The following is a 15319-nucleotide window of genomic DNA, read 5'->3' as shown; positions in this document are numbered from 1 at the left end:
CTTCTTGTCTGGCCTTGCCTTTATTCTTTCGGACTTCCATTCACATTCCCGCCAGCGAAGTCAAGGCTTGAAGCCCCATGGCAGGCCCATGTCAGGGGTTTTGCCGTCCTGTTTTCCCCTTTCTTTTCATCATATTTTTTCTTGCACTGCGGCAATTCCCCATTACTTTCACACCACCTTCCAAACTATCTGGCCAAGCACCGGGACATTTCCATGAAACAGAGACTATTGGGCCGCACGGATATTTCCGTGTCTGAAATCTGCCTCGGCACGATGACGTGGGGCACGCAGAACACCGAAGCCGACGCGCATGCGCAGATGGATTACGCCGTCGAAAACGGCGTCAATTTCTTCGATACGGCAGAACTTTACCCCACCACCCCCGTTTCCGCCGAAACCCAGGGCCGGACGGAAGATTATATCGGCACATGGTTCGAAAAGACCGGCAAGCGCGATCAGGTCGTGCTCGCCACCAAGGTCGCCGGTTCGGGACGCGATTATATTCGCGGCGGCCGCGATATCGACGCCGCCGCCATCCGCGAGGCTGTGGATACCAGCCTCAAGCGCCTGAAGACGGATTATATCGACCTCTACCAGATTCACTGGCCGAACCGCGGCACCTATCATTTCCGCGGCGTCTGGAGCTTCGACGCCTCCGGTCAGGAAAAGCAGCGCACGCTCGCCGAAATCACCGAAAAGCTCGAAACGCTTGGCGAACTGGTGAAGGCCGGCAAGATCCGCGCCATCGGCCTTTCCAACGAGAGCGCCTGGGGCACGCAGAAATATATCGACATCGCCGAGGCCAACGGCCTGCCGCGCGTCGCCACGATACAGAACGAATATAACCTGCTCTACCGCAGCTTCGACCTCGACATGGCGGAAGTCGCCCATCACGAGGATGTCGGCCTGCTCGCCTATTCGCCGCTGGCGGCAGGTCTTCTGACCGGCAAATACCAGAACGGCGCGCGCCCGGCGGGATCGCGCGGCACCATCAACAGAGACCTCGGCGGCCGCCTTCAGCCGCTCCAGGAAGCGCCGGTCAAGGCCTATCTGGAGCTTGCCGCACAGCATGGAATCGATCCGGCAAAGCTCGCCATCGCCTTCTGCCTGACACGTCCCTTCATGGCCTCGGCCATCATCGGCGCGACGACGATGGAACAGTTGAAGGTGGATATTGCGGCTGCGGATGTGGCGTTGTCGGAAGAGGTACTAAAAGGGATTGCGGCGATCCATCGCCAATATCCGATGGCGATCTGACGGCTTTACAGCGCGCTTTTTCACCGCTTGCCCTTGCATTCCGGGCAAAATTGCGTATAAGCGCGCTGTTCACAACACCCGGTCCAATAGGCTGGTGGCTGAACGGAGGGCTGGTTCCGGTAACGGAACAGCAGGAACCATAAGGTTTTTCCGGCCTCCCGTGTCTCCGCTCTCGACCGTCTCGAACAACGCTTTTCTTGCTTTAAGGCCTTACCGCCTTACCCAAGAGCAGTCGTTGAGGCTTAGCGCCGTTGCCGGGTGAAGGACGAAACGCAAGAAAGGCAAAGCTTAAATGGCTCTTTACGAACACATCTTCCTTGCCCGGCAGGATATTTCTGCCCAGCAGGTCGACGCACTTGTCGAGCAGTACAAGGGCGTTATCGAATCGTTCGGCGGCAAAGTCGGACGCATCGAGAACTGGGGTCTGAAGTCCCTCACCTACCGCATCAAGAAGAACCGCAAGGCTCACTACGCTCTCATGGACATCGACGCTCCGGCGGCCGCCATCCATGAAGTCGAGCGCCAGATGCGCATCAACGAAGACGTTCTTCGCTACATGACCATCGCCGTCGAAGCCCACGAAGAAGGCCCGTCCGCGATGATGCAGAAGCGCGACCGTGACGACCGTCCGCGCCGCGATGGCGACCGTCCGGACCGTGGCCCGCGTGAAGATCGTGGCCCCCGCGCACCGCGCGAAGGTGGCTTCGGCGACCGCGAAGACCGTCCGCGCCGTCCGCGCGAAGACCGTGCATAAGAAGGAGTTTTGACCAATGGCTGACGCATCCTCTTCCCAGGCACGCCGCCCGTTCCACCGCCGTCGCAAGACGTGCCCCTTCTCCGGCGCAAACGCTCCGAAGATCGACTACAAGGACGTTCGTCTGCTGCAGCGCTACATTTCCGAGCGCGGCAAGATCGTTCCGTCCCGCATCACGGCCGTTTCCCAGAAGAAGCAGCGCGAACTCGCCCAGGCGATCAAGCGCGCCCGCTTCCTCGGCCTGCTGCCTTACGTCGTAGCGTAATGAATTGAAGCGAGGCTGCGTCTTGGCGCGGCCTCGCTTTCTCCTTTGAAGCAACTGACTTTTAATCAGTAGGTTGCGAGTTCAAATCCTTCCGCGTTGGGCGCGGATCGATACCATAAAACCCATGTTGGGGATGAGGCTCCAGGGAGCGATCCTCTAACTGCTTTCGTTTCAGCAGGACAGCGAAGTGCAAAAGTTGAACCAGACAGTGCTGATCACCGGCGTTCTCGCCAGCATATGCGCCGCGTTTTTGACGCTTGGCGCAACGGCACAGTCGTCCTTTTCCTTCCTGCTCTATGCCGGTTCCGCCATGCCGATCCTGATCGCAGGCATGGGCTGGGGCAATCGCGCCGCCATCGTCGCAATCATCACCACCGCCATCATCGGCGCTCTCGTCATGTCGCCGCTGTTTGCGCTGACCATCGCGATCTTCACGCTGATCCCGGCGGGCTGGCTTTCGCATCTCGCCAATCTGGCGCGCCCGGCGTCCGAACTCGGCGGCCCGGACGATCTGCTCGCCTGGTATCCGCTCTCCGGCATCGTCCTGCACCTGTGCATTCTGGTCTCCATCGCCGTCGTCATTCTCGGCTGGATGATCGGTTACGGTCCCGATCTCGTCGCCCGCATGGTCGATATCATGATGACCTCGGTGCAGAACCGTGAGCCGCTGTTCGAACCCAATGCCGAAGCGCTCGCCCAGACGAAATCGCTGCTGGTGCTGATGCTGCCGATCGTTCAGGGAGGCCTGTGGGTCATCCTTCTGTTTGCGGCCTATTATTTCGCGACCCGGCTGGTCGGCTCTTTCGGCAAGGGCCTACGCCCGCGTGAGGACATTGCCTCCGCGCTGCGCATGCACCGCAACGCCATCTTCATCTTTCTGGCCGGCATCGTCGCCATGTTCCTCGGCGGCGTCGCGGCCATGGTCGGCGCGGTCATCTGCGGCACCTTCGGCGCGGGCTTCCTGATGGCGGGTTACGCCTCGCTGCACAAGCGCGCCCGCGGCAAGGACTGGCGGCTGCCGGTTCTTATCCTCGCTTATCTCTCGGCGGTCTTTGTCTTTCCGCTGTTCATCATTCTCGTGTTCGGCCTGAGCGACGTGCGCAGCACGATCTCTCTTACTCCGACGCGGAAAACCGACAATACGAACGAAACCAAACCATAGAAAGGATCAAGAAGATGGACGTCATTCTTCTCGAACGCATCAACAAGCTCGGCCAGATGGGCGAAACCGTAAAGGTTCGCGACGGCTACGCCCGTAACTTCCTGCTGCCGCAGGGCAAGGCGCTGCGCGCCAACGCTGCCAACAAGGCACGTTTCGAAACCGAGCGCGCAACGCTCGAAGCCCGTAACCTCGAGCGCAAGTCGGAAGCCCAGAAGGTTGCCGAGGCTCTGGAAGGCAAGTCCTTCATCGTCGTCCGTTCGGCTGGCGAAACCGGCCAGCTCTACGGCTCTGTCGCCGCTCGCGACGTCGTTGAAATCCTCGGCGCAGAAGGCTTCAACATCGGCCGTAACCAGGTTGAACTGAACACGCCGATCAAGACCATCGGCCTGCACAACGTTACCCTTCACCTGCATGCCGAAGTCGAGCTGCAGGTTGAACTGAACGTTGCCCGTTCGGCTGAAGAAGCCGAGCGTCAGGCCAAGGGCGAAAGCCTCACCTCCGCCGACGCCATCTACGGCGTTGACGAAGACGCGCTGCGTCCGGAAGACTTCTTCGATCCGGAAGCCGATCGCGACGGCGACGACGAATAAGATTTGGCTTAACGGTCAAAGGAAAACCCCGGATGGAGACATCCGGGGTTTTTTGTTGCCGTGTGGGAGTGTGGAGGGCACCCCCCTCTGCCCTGCCGGGCATCTCCCCCACAAGGGGGGAGATCGAATCGTGGCGACCTTCCGGCCATCTTTAACGTAGAAGCTTAGGCGAGGAGCAGGCATCTAGCTGATCTCCCTCCTTGTGGGGGAGATGCCCGGCAGGGCAGAGGGGGGTAAGCCACACGCACGAGACCTATCGACTATTTCTCCGCCGTCTCCGCCCCCTCCGGCGCCACGCTCTTATCCACATGCACCACCACCGACATGCCCGGCGACAAATCCGCGGCAAGCGGCTGATCGGCATCGATGGCGATACGCACGCCGAGGCGCTGGGCGATCTTTACGAAATTGCCCGTCGCATTGTCCGGCTTGATGACGGCGAATTCCGAGCCGGTGGCGGGCGAGAACCGCTCCACATGGCCGGTAAGCTTGCGGCGATGCAGCGCATCCACGGAGATCGTCACCGGCTGGCCGACCTGCATGCCCGCAAGCTGGGTTTCCTTAAAATTGGCGATGACCCAGACATCATGCGGCACGACGGCCATCAGTTGCGTTCCGGCCGTGACATATTGGCCGGTGCGAACGCCGACTTCGCCGAGCCTGCCATCCACGGGCGCGTGGATTTCGGTATTGGCAAGGTCGATCCGGGCAAGCTCGACGGCCGCTTCAGCATTGGCGACGGCCGCCTGCAGCGAGCTGCGGTTGACGATGATGGTTTGCAGATCCTGCCGCGAAACTTCAAGCGCCGCCTTGGCCTGCGAAAGCGACGCCCGCGCCTTTTCGAGCGCGGCATGGGCCTCTTCCTGAAGGCTGGAGGTTCCCGCACCGCTCTTGATGAGGTTATCCTGACGGTCGGATGCGAGCTGCGCCTGTTTCAGTGAGGCCTGGGCGCTGTCGACCGCCGCCTGGCTGGAAAGAATATTGGCATTGGCCGCATTTTCCTGCTGGCGGGAATTATCGAGAGCCGCCTTCTGCGTATCGAGCGTTGCTTCCGCCTGCGCCTGCTTCTGGCGGTAAATGCGGTCGTCGATCTTCGCCAGAAGCGCGCCCTGCTTGACTTCCTGATAGTCCTTCACCGGCACATCCACGACATAACCGCTCACCTGCGGGCTCATCGTCGTGACATAACCACGCACGAAGGCGTTGTCGGTCATTTCGACGGTGGAAAGGAACGGCGGCAGCCGCCAGGCGTAAAGCACCAGCGCCACGCCGGCGAGACCGCCGAGCAGCACGAGAATGGAAACGGGGGTAAAAAACTTCTTCAGCATTTTGTCACTCTTGGAATGTTCAAGACTGTGGTGCCGGTGCGGCATCGATTTCTTCCCGGAAAAGGAAAGGACGGATGCGCAGCCATGCAAGGTGGATCAAAAGCGTGGCCAGCGCCAGCGCAGAGACGACGGAGATCAGCAGGAACGTGTCATTATAGGCAAGCACATAGGCCTCCTTGCTGACCTGCTGGCCAAGCAGCGACAGCCCCTCGGCCTTCAGCAATGCCGGATCGGTGATGACATGGCTGTAAGCGCCGGAAAGCTGCGAGACGCGCTGGGCGACCACGGGATTGGTGAGCAGGATATTCTCCACCAGAATATTGGAGTGGAATTTCTCCCGCAGCGTTACGAAACTGCCGAGCAGGCCGGTCATCAGCATCGATCCGGTGATCTGCGTAAACAGGAAGATTGTGATGAAATTCACCAGATAGGGCGCACCCCGGGCCAGTGCGGCGGCAAAACCCTTTGCCATGACGGGCGGCAGGAACATGGCCGCGCCAAAGGCAATCATCATCTGGCTGAGATACATCTCATCCGGCCGCGTCAGATTGTTGGACTGGCTATCCATGAACGAACCGGCGGCGATCAGCGCCAGCGCAATCACGTGGGCGGTATCGACGTATTTCGTGAGCATCAGCCACGCACAGGCCGCACCGCCGAGAATAGTCGCCAACAGCACAAGTGCATAAAGTGTCGTCGTCTGTTCGTTCAGCAGGCCGAGTTGCTGGTAAAAGCTGACCGCCGTTGAAGATTGCTCGGAGGAAACCGCACGGTAGACAAGCAGGACCGCAATAATGTGCAGGTTGGTTTTCGAGAAAATCCAGCGCAGGTCGAGCAGCGGGTTCTTGCGCGGCAATTCGATGAAAGCCATGAGGGTCAGAAGTGCGATCGACGTCGCCAGAAGAACGCCCAGCCACCAGGTTTCGAACCACCAGTAGAACCGGCCGAGCGTGAGCATGACCGCCAGACAGCCGAGACCGCCTGCAAACAGAAGATAGCTCAGAATATCCATGCGCTCGATAACTTTCGCGCGCGGCGGTGGGGTGACTTTCAGCACATAGATCATGGCGAAAGCAACCAGCGCAAAGCCCACTTCCATGGAATAGAGCGCATTCCAGCCGTCGATTTCCAGCAGGGATGGCGAGACGATGCGCGCGAGCGGCGCCGACAGCAACGTACCGGTCAGCGCTATGCTGAAACCGAGCGAGAATTTCCGCGCAGGCGGAAAGGCCTCCAGAATATAGAGAAAGCCGAGCGACGAGATCGGTGCGGCGGCCATGCCACTGACAAAACGGATAACGATTGCCGAATGCAGGTCTGTCACGAACAGGTTGAGACAGGAAGCGACGACAAACACGATAATCGAAACTTCGGCAAAGGGCCGCAGGCCATATTGCGCCCGGACCTTGAACAGCGCGATGGAAAAGGTGGCATAGGGCGCCATATAGGCAGCGGAGAGCCAGGCGACCTCGGCCACGGTGGCGGAAAACTCGCCCTGCAACTGGTAGATATTGGCCATGACGAGGTTCATGCCCAGACCCTGGGTAATGAAGAACGACAGGCCTGCGAAGATGAAACACAGCCGCAGCCATAGCGGCCGCTCGACCGGCTGAGGTGCGGCGGCGGCAGGCTCTGGCACGGTTTCACCCGCGCCCGAAGCACTCATCGGCGTCGCTGCCTCTTCCGGAAGGTCGGCGGGTTTGGAGACCGCTTCGGTATTTCGGGCAGCGGCCTCATCCGTGGTTTGTGGCACCGGGGTACTCACGACTGCGCCCTCCCCGCCGCCAGATTTTGCAGATTGGCCGAAAGCCGGCGCATACATCGAGCGCCATGGCCAGTTCCTGCGAGGAAATATCGGCGGCAATCTCGGAGCGCAGCGACTTCGCCATCGCCTGCACCGTCTCGGAGGTTTTCTCCCCTTCCGCCGTCATGTGGATGCGTTTGGCGCGGCGGTCGTTCTCATCGGAACGGCGTTCGATGAGGTTCTGTTTCTCCATGCCGTCGAGCACCCGCACCAGCGTCGGCGTTTCGATTTCCATTTCCTCGGCAAGCTCCGTCTGCGTCAGCGGTCCACGACGCGAGAGTGCAAAGAGCGCCCGCGCCCGTGCAAGCGTCAGCCCGCTCTCCCCCACCCGCGCATCGAAAAACGCGCGCAGTTTGCGGGTGAAAGCAGAGACTTCATCCAGAAGCTGTTCCTTGTCGGTCTCGCGGGACATGTCAGCAAGCCTTATAATTAGCACACTACTTATTTTCTGCCTATTTATTCGTAAGACTGACGATTTTCAAGTTTCTTTCACGCCGGGTCTGCCATGCGATAAACTCATGGCAGCGAATCACCTTGCCGGAAGGATCCGGCGCCTTGTCCCCAACCCGCCTGTGGATTGCTGGGGACAACTGAAGAAGTGATCGAGCTTCGCAGAGCGGACGTCAGCCTGCCATAGAGTGTTGCAACATTATCATTGACTGCCATGCCCCAGGAAGCCAAACCCGAGGTTCAAGGACAAAGGCAAAGGGAGATCGCGCAAACCATGAACGACGCTGTGAGAAAGATCACCCCCGCGGAACCGCATTACCGCGAAGCGCCGAACAACATCGAGGCCGAACAGGCGCTGCTCGGCGCCATCCTCGTCAATAACGACGCCTATTACCGCGTGTCGGACTTCCTGAAGCCCGTGCATCTTTACGAACCGCTACACCGCAAGATTTTCGAGGTGGCGGGCGATATCATCCGCATGGGCAAGACCGCCAATCCGGTGACGATCAAGACCTTCCTGCCCGCCGACGACAAGATCGGCGATCTGACGGTGGCGCAATATCTCGCACGTCTGGCGGCGGAAGCCGTATCGATCATCAATGCGGAAGATTACGGTCGCGCGATCTACGATCTGGCGCTGCGCCGCGCGCTGATCCAGATCGGCGAGGATGTCGTCAATATCGCCTATGATGCGCCGCTCGACATGCCGCCGCAGGCGCAGATCGAAGACACTGAACGCCGCCTGTTCGAACTGGCGGAAACCGGCCGTTACGATGGCGGTTTCCAGTCCTTCAACGATGCCGTGGCATTGGCGATCGACATGGCCGGCGCCGCCTTCGAACGCGACGGCAATCTCTCCGGCATTTCCACCGGCATTCATTCGCTCGACGCCCGCATGGGCGGGTTGCAGCGTTCCGACCTTATCGTGCTTGCCGGTCGTCCAGGTATGGGCAAGACCTCGCTTGCGACCAACATCGCCTACAATATCGCCGCATCCTATGAGCAGGAAGTGCAGCCGGACGGGTCGTACAAGGCGAAGAACGGCGGCGTCGTCGGCTTCTACTCGCTCGAAATGTCGTCCGAACAGCTCGCCACCCGTATCATTTCCGAGCAGACGGAAGTGTCTTCCTCGAAAATCCGCCGCGGTGACATTACCGAGGCCGATTTCGAAAAGCTCGTCGCCTGCTCCCAGATGATGCAGAAGGTGCCGCTTTACATCGACCAGACCGGTGGTATCTCGATTGCCCAGCTTTCCGCCCGCGCCCGCCGCCTGAAGCGCCAGCGCGGTCTCGATGTTCTGGTGGTCGACTACGTTCAGCTGATGACCGGCTCCGGCAAGAGCGGCGAAAACCGCGTGCAGGAAATCACCCAGATCACCACGGGTCTGAAAGCGCTCGGCAAGGAACTCAACGTTCCGATCATTGCGCTGTCGCAGCTCTCCCGTGCTGTGGAAAGCCGCGAAGACAAACGCCCGCAGCTTTCCGACCTTCGTGAATCCGGCTCCATCGAGCAGGACGCCGACGTGGTGCTTTTCGTGTTCCGCGAGGAATATTACGTCAAGAACATGGAGCCGCGCGATATTTCCGATCCCAAATATGCTGAATGGGAAGCCCTGTTCGACAAGGTGAAAGGCACGGCCGACGTCATCATCGCCAAGCAGCGTCACGGACCGACCGGCACGGTGAAGCTCGCCTTCCAGTCCGAATTCACCCGCTTTACGGATCTGGCCGATCCGAGCTTCAGCCAGTACGAAGAACATTGAGGCGCAGCCACGCCGACCATCGATAAAAACGCCTCGTCCTGCTTCAGGATGGGGCGGAATCTTTTCAATGGCTTGGGACTGACACCTCAGAAGCCGATTCATCGATTGTCCCGCTCGGCAATGCAATGACCTGATCGCCCGCGCGGATGCTGCTCTGGCGGTGGGTGATGGCGATGATGGTGATATCGCTGTCGACCCGTCTTAGCTGGTCCATGATTTCCCGCTCCGTCTCCTCGTCCAGCGCCGAGCTTGCCTCATCGAGCAGCAGAATGGACGGTTCGCCGTAAAGCGCACGGGCAATGGCAACCCGCTGACGCTCGCCGCCGGAAAGCTTCAGCCCCCTTTCCCCGACAATCGTGTCGAAACCCTCCGGCATCGCCTCTATCCTGTCGAGTATCGCGGCGCGCTCGGCCGAGCGGCGCAGTTTTTCCTCATCCAGCACCCGCCCGAGCACGACATTGCTGCGCAACGTATCGTTCAGCAATTGCACCTCCTGCGGAACGATGCCGGCAACGGCAAACCAGTCGTCGCGGCCGATTGCGGTCAGGTCGATGCCATCGATGGTGATGCGGCCCGATTGCGGCGCCATGGTTTTCTGCAGAAGCCGGAAGAGTGTCGACTTGCCGGAACCGGTCTCGCCGGTAATGAAGGTCAGGCGTCCCGGCGTTGCAGTGAAAGAAACGCCTTCGACGCCGCGACCGTTTTCGTAGCGAAAACCCACATCGTCGAATTCTATCGCTTTGCCCGATAGTTGCAGCGGGTTGGCATGGGGCGGTTCCTCCTCTTCCGGCGCGTTCCACATGCGGGCATAGGGCGCGAAGTGAGCGAAGGAACGAACCGCCTCGCTGATCGATTGCCCGATCAGTTCAAAAGGCATGTTGAGCTGAAGCAGAAGCGTGTTGAAGAGAACGATATCGCCTATCGACAGGGCTCCCGCCTCGTAACGTGGCAACAGGAGATAAAAGCCGATAACCATCTGCATGGCGAGTGCGAGCGAGATGGTGAAGACGAAGCCGATCCGGCGCAGCGAATAAAGCCGCCAGTTATGATAGATCGAGCCCGCATTATCCGCAAAACGACGCTTCATCCATGCCGTGCTGCCCGTGTGCCGCAAAGGCTCGATCATGCCGATGGCGTTTCCGACAAAACCGGCATTCTCCTGCCCGGCCTCGATGGCCTTTTCCAGAAAAGGCGTGGTCAGGCGGTTCGAGGCAAGCGTGAGCGCGATGAAGGCCGCGCCGTAAACGACGACGATGGCGACCAGATCCGCACTGAGGACCGTTCCCAGCAACAGGGTGCTGAACAGGAACGTGGCGATGCCCGGCACGAAATAAATAAAGCCGATCTGCATAATCGCCGAGGCGGCCGAAGCGCCCCTTGTCTGCGCAGCCTGAATTTCCGCCGGGTTGTGATCGTTGAAGAAGGACGGTTTTTTATGGACGATGCGCTCGAAGAAGCGTGTCGTCGCGACATATTCCAGCCGCTCCGAATGGATGACCGACATATATTGCGTGGAGCGCTGAATACCCGTCGCCAGTGCCGTCAGGCCCGCATAGAGCGAAAACCCGAGCATCCATTGCAGCGGCGCATCCGGCAGATCGTCGATCAGGCGGGAAAACACGTAAGGCCCGGCGGTGGCGAGAACAGACCCGAGCAGGATCGTCAGCAGCAAAAAGGTGATGGACGGCCATGACGTCTTCAGGTCTTCGGCATAGATTCGGGAAAGCGGTCCGAATGCAACTTCGCGATTGCCTGTCATCACTCTCTCCGCCCGGCGCTGCTTGAAAGATACGGCAGGCATTGGATAACGGCTTGCAAGCGCTTGCTCAAGTCCGGACTATCGTCCTCAGTTCACATTCAATATTCCGCATGGAACGGGTCTCAGCCCTATCCCGCCCGTTCTGTTCCCAAGGGAGGAGTCTTTTCAACGGTTTGACCGGATTGTCTCACAATCCGATTCCGCGCAGCAGCGCCACGGCCGCAACACCGAGCGTTGCGGCCGGCAGAAGGCTGAGGCGCAGCGCGGCGATGGCGGTTATCGCGCAGGCGATGGTTTCCGCCGGTCCGCTGGCGAGCGCCGTCGGCGTCACCACGGCCATCAGGACAGCAGGCGGCACCACGCCGAGCGCCTTTTTCAGGCGCGGCGTTAGCGTAAAATGAGTGACCAGCAACAGGCCGCCAAGACGCGTGGCGACGGTTGCCGCCATCATGGCAAGGATTGTTAGCAGCGTATTCGGGTCGAGCGTCATGCCGGCTGCTCCGCCTGTTCCTCGTGGCCGAAGGCGGCGACGGCGAGACCCGCCAGCGCGCCGGCGGCGATATACCAGGCGCCGGGAACCAGCGCGTGGGTAAGACAGGCGGCGGCGGCGCTTGCCAGAAGCACGAAGCCGGTTTCCCTGCCCTTCCAGAACCCCATGAGAAGCACGATGAAGACAGCGGGAAAGGCGAAATCCAGACCGATGACCGACATGTCCCCCACCACCGAGCCGAGCAGCGCGCCGGCAAGGGTTGCGAGGTTCCAGACGAGATAGATCGAGAGCGCAGCACCGGTGAAGAAACCCGCCGTCAACCTGCCGGCGATGACACGAAATTCCGACAATGCCCAGGATTCATCCGTCAGCAGCAGCATGGCGGCATATTTGCGCCACCCCCTGAAATCCTCCAGCTTGCCGGCGATGGAGGCGCTCATCAGCACATGGCGCAGATTGACCAGCAGCGCCGCAAAGCCGAGTGCGCTCCAGCTTGCCGGATGCGTCCATAAATCCATCGCCACGAATTGCGAACCGCCGGCAAAGACCAGCAGCGACATCAGCGAGGCTTCGAGCGGCGACAGGCCCTTGCCGATGGCGACCGCGCCGAACACCACGCCGATGGGCACCATGGCGACCAGCAATGGCGCGGCGGCCCGCAATCCCGCGCTGAACTCCGCGCCTTTTCCCGATATGGACATCGCATTCTCCCTTTCGAAAGAGAGGGATTACGCTTGCGACATTCTTCGGTCTTGAACGAAAGTGACGTCAGGCCGTTTTCCGCTGAAGCGTCGCTTTTTCTTTTGTTACATTTCCGAACGAAAATGCGGGCTTTGAACTCAGGCCAACCGGAACTGCCCCGGTGTGACACCGGTGCGGGCCTTGAAATGCCGGGTGAAATGCGCCTGGTCGGCAAAACCGCACATTGCCGCCACCTCGGCCGGCATCTCGCCGGCGCGCAGAAGCCGGCGCGCCCTGCGGATGCGCACATCCGTCAGATAGGCATGCGGGGTGATGTGAAACTCTTTCCTGAAAGCGCGAATGAGGTGCGCACGGCTGAGACCGGCGATGGAAGCCAGCTCCTCAAGGCCGATATCGGTATCGTAATTGTCGGAAAGATAGTCGCGGGCGGTATAAACCGCCGTTTTCTCTCGTGTTTCGACGGGCAGGATAATGGCGCTGCCGTGCCTGCCGAACAGGGCGGCGAGAACCGAGAACATCCCCTCATCCGCCTCCAGAGCGCCGGATTTCTCCTCCAGCCGCCGATGCGCCATCTGGAAAGCCGCCGCCATCTGCGGATCGCGCGGCAGGAATCTCGGAAAGGAGGGCGTGCCGTGAAAGGCCCTGCCCGTCACATCCTCGATAATATCGCGCAGCAAGACGGTATCGGGATAGATCATCCGATAACGATAACCGCCGCCGCCCGGTGCGCCATCGTGAACCTCATCCGGGTTGATGAGATAAAGATGCCCCGGCCCCGTCTGTTCGGTGGTGCCCTGAATGGTGGAAATCTGCGAACCGCTTTCGATTGCGCCGATCGAGAAGGTATCATGCGCATGCGGCGAATATTCATGGGTCAGAAAAGTCGCGCTCAGGCACTCCATGCCGCCAAAACGCCTGTCACGCCAGAAACGCGTGGTTTCCGTCGTCGCAATCGGCATGACATCTATGGCCTGTTCCTGCGAAACATTGTGCATGGAACGAGTTTAAACCAATCGGCCATTACCGTCTTGAACAAAAGTGCCCCAGCTTCATTCCCGCGCATTTCCACAAATGCGCAGGAATGAAGCTCTAACACTTTGAATCTACGCATCGTGCTTTGCAAAAATCGATAACGATTTTTGCGCCGATGCTGTAGGGTCCGCGAGGTTCCAATCAACCGGACGCATGGCATGACAGACGACTTCGAAGACAGCTTTCCCGAAAACGAAACCGACACTTTCGAGCACGCGCCGCTGAGGCTGACCGTCGATCTCGGCGCGCTCGCCGATAATTGGCGGGACATGAAGAAGCGTTCCGGCAGGGCGCGAACGGCGGCGGTCGTCAAGGCCGATGCCTATGGTCTCGGGATCGAGGATTGCGGGGCGACGCTTTACCACGCCGGCGCGCGGGATTTCTTCGTGGCGACGGTGGCCGAGGGTGCGACCCTGCGCTCCTATGCCCCGGAAGCGCGCATTTTCGTGCTGTCAGGCATATGGCAGGGTCAGGAACGGCAGGTCTTCGACAACGATCTGGTGCCGATTCTGGCTTCCGAGGAGCAGCTTTCCTTCTGGATGGCGACGGTTGCCGAGCGCGGCGATCACCCCTGCGCGCTGCATGTGGATACCGGCTTCAACCGGCTCGGGCTGCCGCTCGAAGACGCGCTGTTTCTGGCCGACGACGTGACGCGGCCGGCGAGTTTCGACCCGGTTCTGGTGCTGTCGCATCTCGCCTGCGCCGACACGCCCTCATCGCCAATGAACAGGGTTCAGCTCGAATCATTCCGAAAGGTTAGCGCCGCTTTCGAAGGCATCGAATCAAGCCTGTCGGCTTCCGCCGGGATTTTCCTCGGTCCCGACTATCATTTCGACCTCACCCGCCCCGGCATCGCCCTTTATGGCGGCGAAGCGGTCAACGGCATGGCGAACCCGATGCGGCCCGTCGCCACAGCCGAAGCGCGGATCATCCAGATTCGCGAAGCGGGCGAAGGCCAGACCGTGAGTTATGGCGGCACCTTCCTGCTGAAACGCGCAAGCCGTCTTGCCATCGCTTCCGTAGGTTATGCGGATGGATATCAGCGTTCGCTTTCCGGTTCCGGCATTCCGCTGCGCGAAATGGGCCATGGCGGCGCCTATGGCGTCGTCAACGGCCACAGGGTGCCGGTCGCCGGCCGCGTGACCATGGACCTCACCATTTTCGACGTGACGGATGTTCCGGCCAATGCCATCCGTGCCGGCGACTATATCGAGCTTTTCGGTCCCAATGTGCCGGTCGACGAAACCGCGCGGGCGGCCGGCACCATCGGTTACGAGATGCTGACAGGGCTTGGCCTGCGTTACGAGCGGCAATATCTGATGGCCGACGACTGAGCCACGCCTTTAGCCCTTGGAAAGCTGCGGTGACCTGTGCTAGAAGAGAACAAAAGGAGATCGAAATGCCCGAAATCCATTTGAGCGAACAGGACGAGAAGTTCATCGAAGAACAGGTGGCGGCGGGCGTCTTTAAGGACGCGGATTCGGTCGTCTCAGCTGGTCTGCGTTTGCTGGGCAGCAGGGAAGGCAAGCTTGTAGAGCTTCAACGACTGATTCAGGAAGGGCTTGATGATGTGGAGGCTGGCCGGGTTATGGAGTTCTCCAGTGCAGATGATTTTACCGCACACATTATGAAGCTGGCGGAGGAGCAGAATGAAGCGAAGGCGTCTAGTGGTCACCGCACAGGCGCTGAACGATCTTCTGGCCGATCATAATTACATTGCCCAATTCAATCCCGTTGCTGCCAGACGCTTTCTAGACGACATCAACGGCAAAATGATCTCGCTGGCGCGATATGGGATAACGGGCGTACCTCGAAGTTTCGCGCCGAATTTGCGGGCTTTCCCTTATCGTGAGCGATGCATCTATTTCATTGTCGATGATAATACAATGTATGTGCTGCGCGTGCTTCACGGCCACCAAGACATCTCCGCCGACCATTTCAAACAAGAAGAAAACTGACATAAC

The 15319-nt window shown here is 59.8% G+C and carries 15 protein-coding genes and 1 pseudogene; 9 read left to right on the top strand and 7 right to left on the bottom strand.

The window, feature by feature from the left end; translation table 11 throughout:
- Positions 1–213 precede the first annotated feature (213 nt).
- From L901_RS00350 to rplI, 5 genes are all read left to right on the top strand, one after another.
- Positions 214–1257 carry an aldo/keto reductase gene (locus L901_RS00350; RefSeq protein WP_059752416.1) on the top strand — a complete coding sequence of 348 codons (1044 nt, stop codon included), beginning with the start codon at positions 214–216 and terminating at the stop codon, positions 1255–1257.
- Positions 1258–1549: 292 nt separating this feature from the next.
- On the top strand, positions 1550–2011 hold the full coding sequence (rpsF, locus tag L901_RS00345) for a 30S ribosomal protein S6 (protein ID WP_003520723.1): 462 nt from the start codon (positions 1550–1552) through the stop codon (positions 2009–2011).
- A gap of 16 nt (positions 2012–2027) precedes the next feature.
- The gene (gene rpsR / locus L901_RS00340; protein WP_003502063.1) at positions 2028–2276 is read left to right on the top strand and encodes a 30S ribosomal protein S18; all 249 of its coding nucleotides are present in this window, start codon (positions 2028–2030) and stop codon (positions 2274–2276) included.
- 187 nt (positions 2277–2463) lie between these two features.
- The gene (locus L901_RS00335) at positions 2464–3438 is read left to right on the top strand and encodes a hypothetical protein (protein ID WP_059752413.1); all 975 of its coding nucleotides are present in this window, start codon (positions 2464–2466) and stop codon (positions 3436–3438) included.
- A 14-nt stretch (positions 3439–3452) separates the two neighbouring features.
- Positions 3453–4028: a 50S ribosomal protein L9 gene (gene rplI, locus L901_RS00330; RefSeq protein WP_003520720.1), complete on the top strand. Its 576-nt coding sequence runs from the start codon at positions 3453–3455 to the stop codon at positions 4026–4028.
- Between the two features lie 260 nt (positions 4029–4288).
- On the opposite strand, the gene L901_RS00325 is transcribed toward rplI, so the two are convergent.
- The 3 genes and pseudogenes from L901_RS00325 to L901_RS00315 all read right to left on the bottom strand — a co-directional run bounded on the left by L901_RS00325 (position 4289) and on the right by L901_RS00315 (position 7572).
- On the bottom strand, positions 4289–5356 hold the full coding sequence (locus L901_RS00325; protein ID WP_059753145.1) for an HlyD family secretion protein: 1068 nt from the start codon (positions 5354–5356) through the stop codon (positions 4289–4291).
- A gap of 19 nt (positions 5357–5375) precedes the next feature.
- Positions 5376–7121, bottom strand: coding sequence for an MFS transporter (locus tag L901_RS00320; RefSeq protein WP_059752410.1), 1746 nt, complete (start codon positions 7119–7121; stop codon positions 5376–5378).
- Positions 7118–7572: pseudogene (locus tag L901_RS00315) on the bottom strand (MarR family winged helix-turn-helix transcriptional regulator). The gene L901_RS00320 and the pseudogene L901_RS00315 overlap by 4 nt, the downstream one beginning before the upstream one ends.
- A 312-nt stretch (positions 7573–7884) precedes the next feature.
- Here L901_RS00315 and L901_RS00310 point away from each other — a divergent pair.
- The gene (locus L901_RS00310) at positions 7885–9372 is read left to right on the top strand and encodes a replicative DNA helicase (protein ID WP_059752406.1); all 1488 of its coding nucleotides are present in this window, start codon (positions 7885–7887) and stop codon (positions 9370–9372) included.
- Positions 9373–9436: 64 nt separating this feature from the next.
- On the opposite strand, the gene L901_RS00305 is transcribed toward L901_RS00310, so the two are convergent.
- The 4 genes from L901_RS00305 to L901_RS00290 form a co-directional block, all read right to left on the bottom strand.
- The gene (locus L901_RS00305; RefSeq protein ID WP_059752404.1) at positions 9437–11131 is read right to left on the bottom strand and encodes an ABC transporter ATP-binding protein; all 1695 of its coding nucleotides are present in this window, start codon (positions 11129–11131) and stop codon (positions 9437–9439) included.
- Between the two features lie 187 nt (positions 11132–11318).
- Complete coding sequence (locus L901_RS00300; protein ID WP_003520714.1) at positions 11319–11621, bottom strand: AzlD family protein; 303 nt, start codon at positions 11619–11621, stop codon at positions 11319–11321.
- The gene (locus tag L901_RS00295) at positions 11618–12322 is read right to left on the bottom strand and encodes an AzlC family ABC transporter permease (RefSeq protein ID WP_059752401.1); all 705 of its coding nucleotides are present in this window, start codon (positions 12320–12322) and stop codon (positions 11618–11620) included. Before L901_RS00295 ends, L901_RS00300 begins: the two co-directional genes overlap by 4 nt.
- A gap of 138 nt (positions 12323–12460) precedes the next feature.
- Entirely contained in the window at positions 12461–13318 is an 858-nt protein-coding gene (locus L901_RS00290) for an AraC family transcriptional regulator (protein WP_059752399.1), read from the bottom strand.
- A gap of 195 nt (positions 13319–13513) precedes the next feature.
- Between L901_RS00290 and alr the strand changes: the two genes are divergently transcribed.
- The 3 genes from alr (at position 13514) to L901_RS00275 (ending at position 15313) form a co-directional block, all read left to right on the top strand.
- Positions 13514–14689 carry an alanine racemase gene (gene alr, locus L901_RS00285; protein WP_059752396.1) on the top strand — a complete coding sequence of 392 codons (1176 nt, stop codon included), beginning with the start codon at positions 13514–13516 and terminating at the stop codon, positions 14687–14689.
- A 65-nt stretch (positions 14690–14754) separates the two neighbouring features.
- Entirely contained in the window at positions 14755–15066 is a 312-nt protein-coding gene (locus L901_RS00280) for a type II toxin-antitoxin system ParD family antitoxin (RefSeq protein WP_020810635.1), read from the top strand.
- Positions 15023–15313: a type II toxin-antitoxin system RelE/ParE family toxin gene (locus L901_RS00275; RefSeq protein WP_020810636.1), complete on the top strand. Its 291-nt coding sequence runs from the start codon at positions 15023–15025 to the stop codon at positions 15311–15313. Before L901_RS00280 ends, L901_RS00275 begins: the two co-directional genes overlap by 44 nt.
- Positions 15314–15319 lie beyond the last annotated feature (6 nt).

Source organism: Agrobacterium sp. D14, assembly GCF_001526505.1.
Taxonomy (GTDB): domain Bacteria; phylum Pseudomonadota; class Alphaproteobacteria; order Rhizobiales; family Rhizobiaceae; genus Agrobacterium; species Agrobacterium leguminum.
Note: the sequence above shows the minus strand (reverse complement) of the source record. Positions and strands in the feature narration are given on the sequence as shown.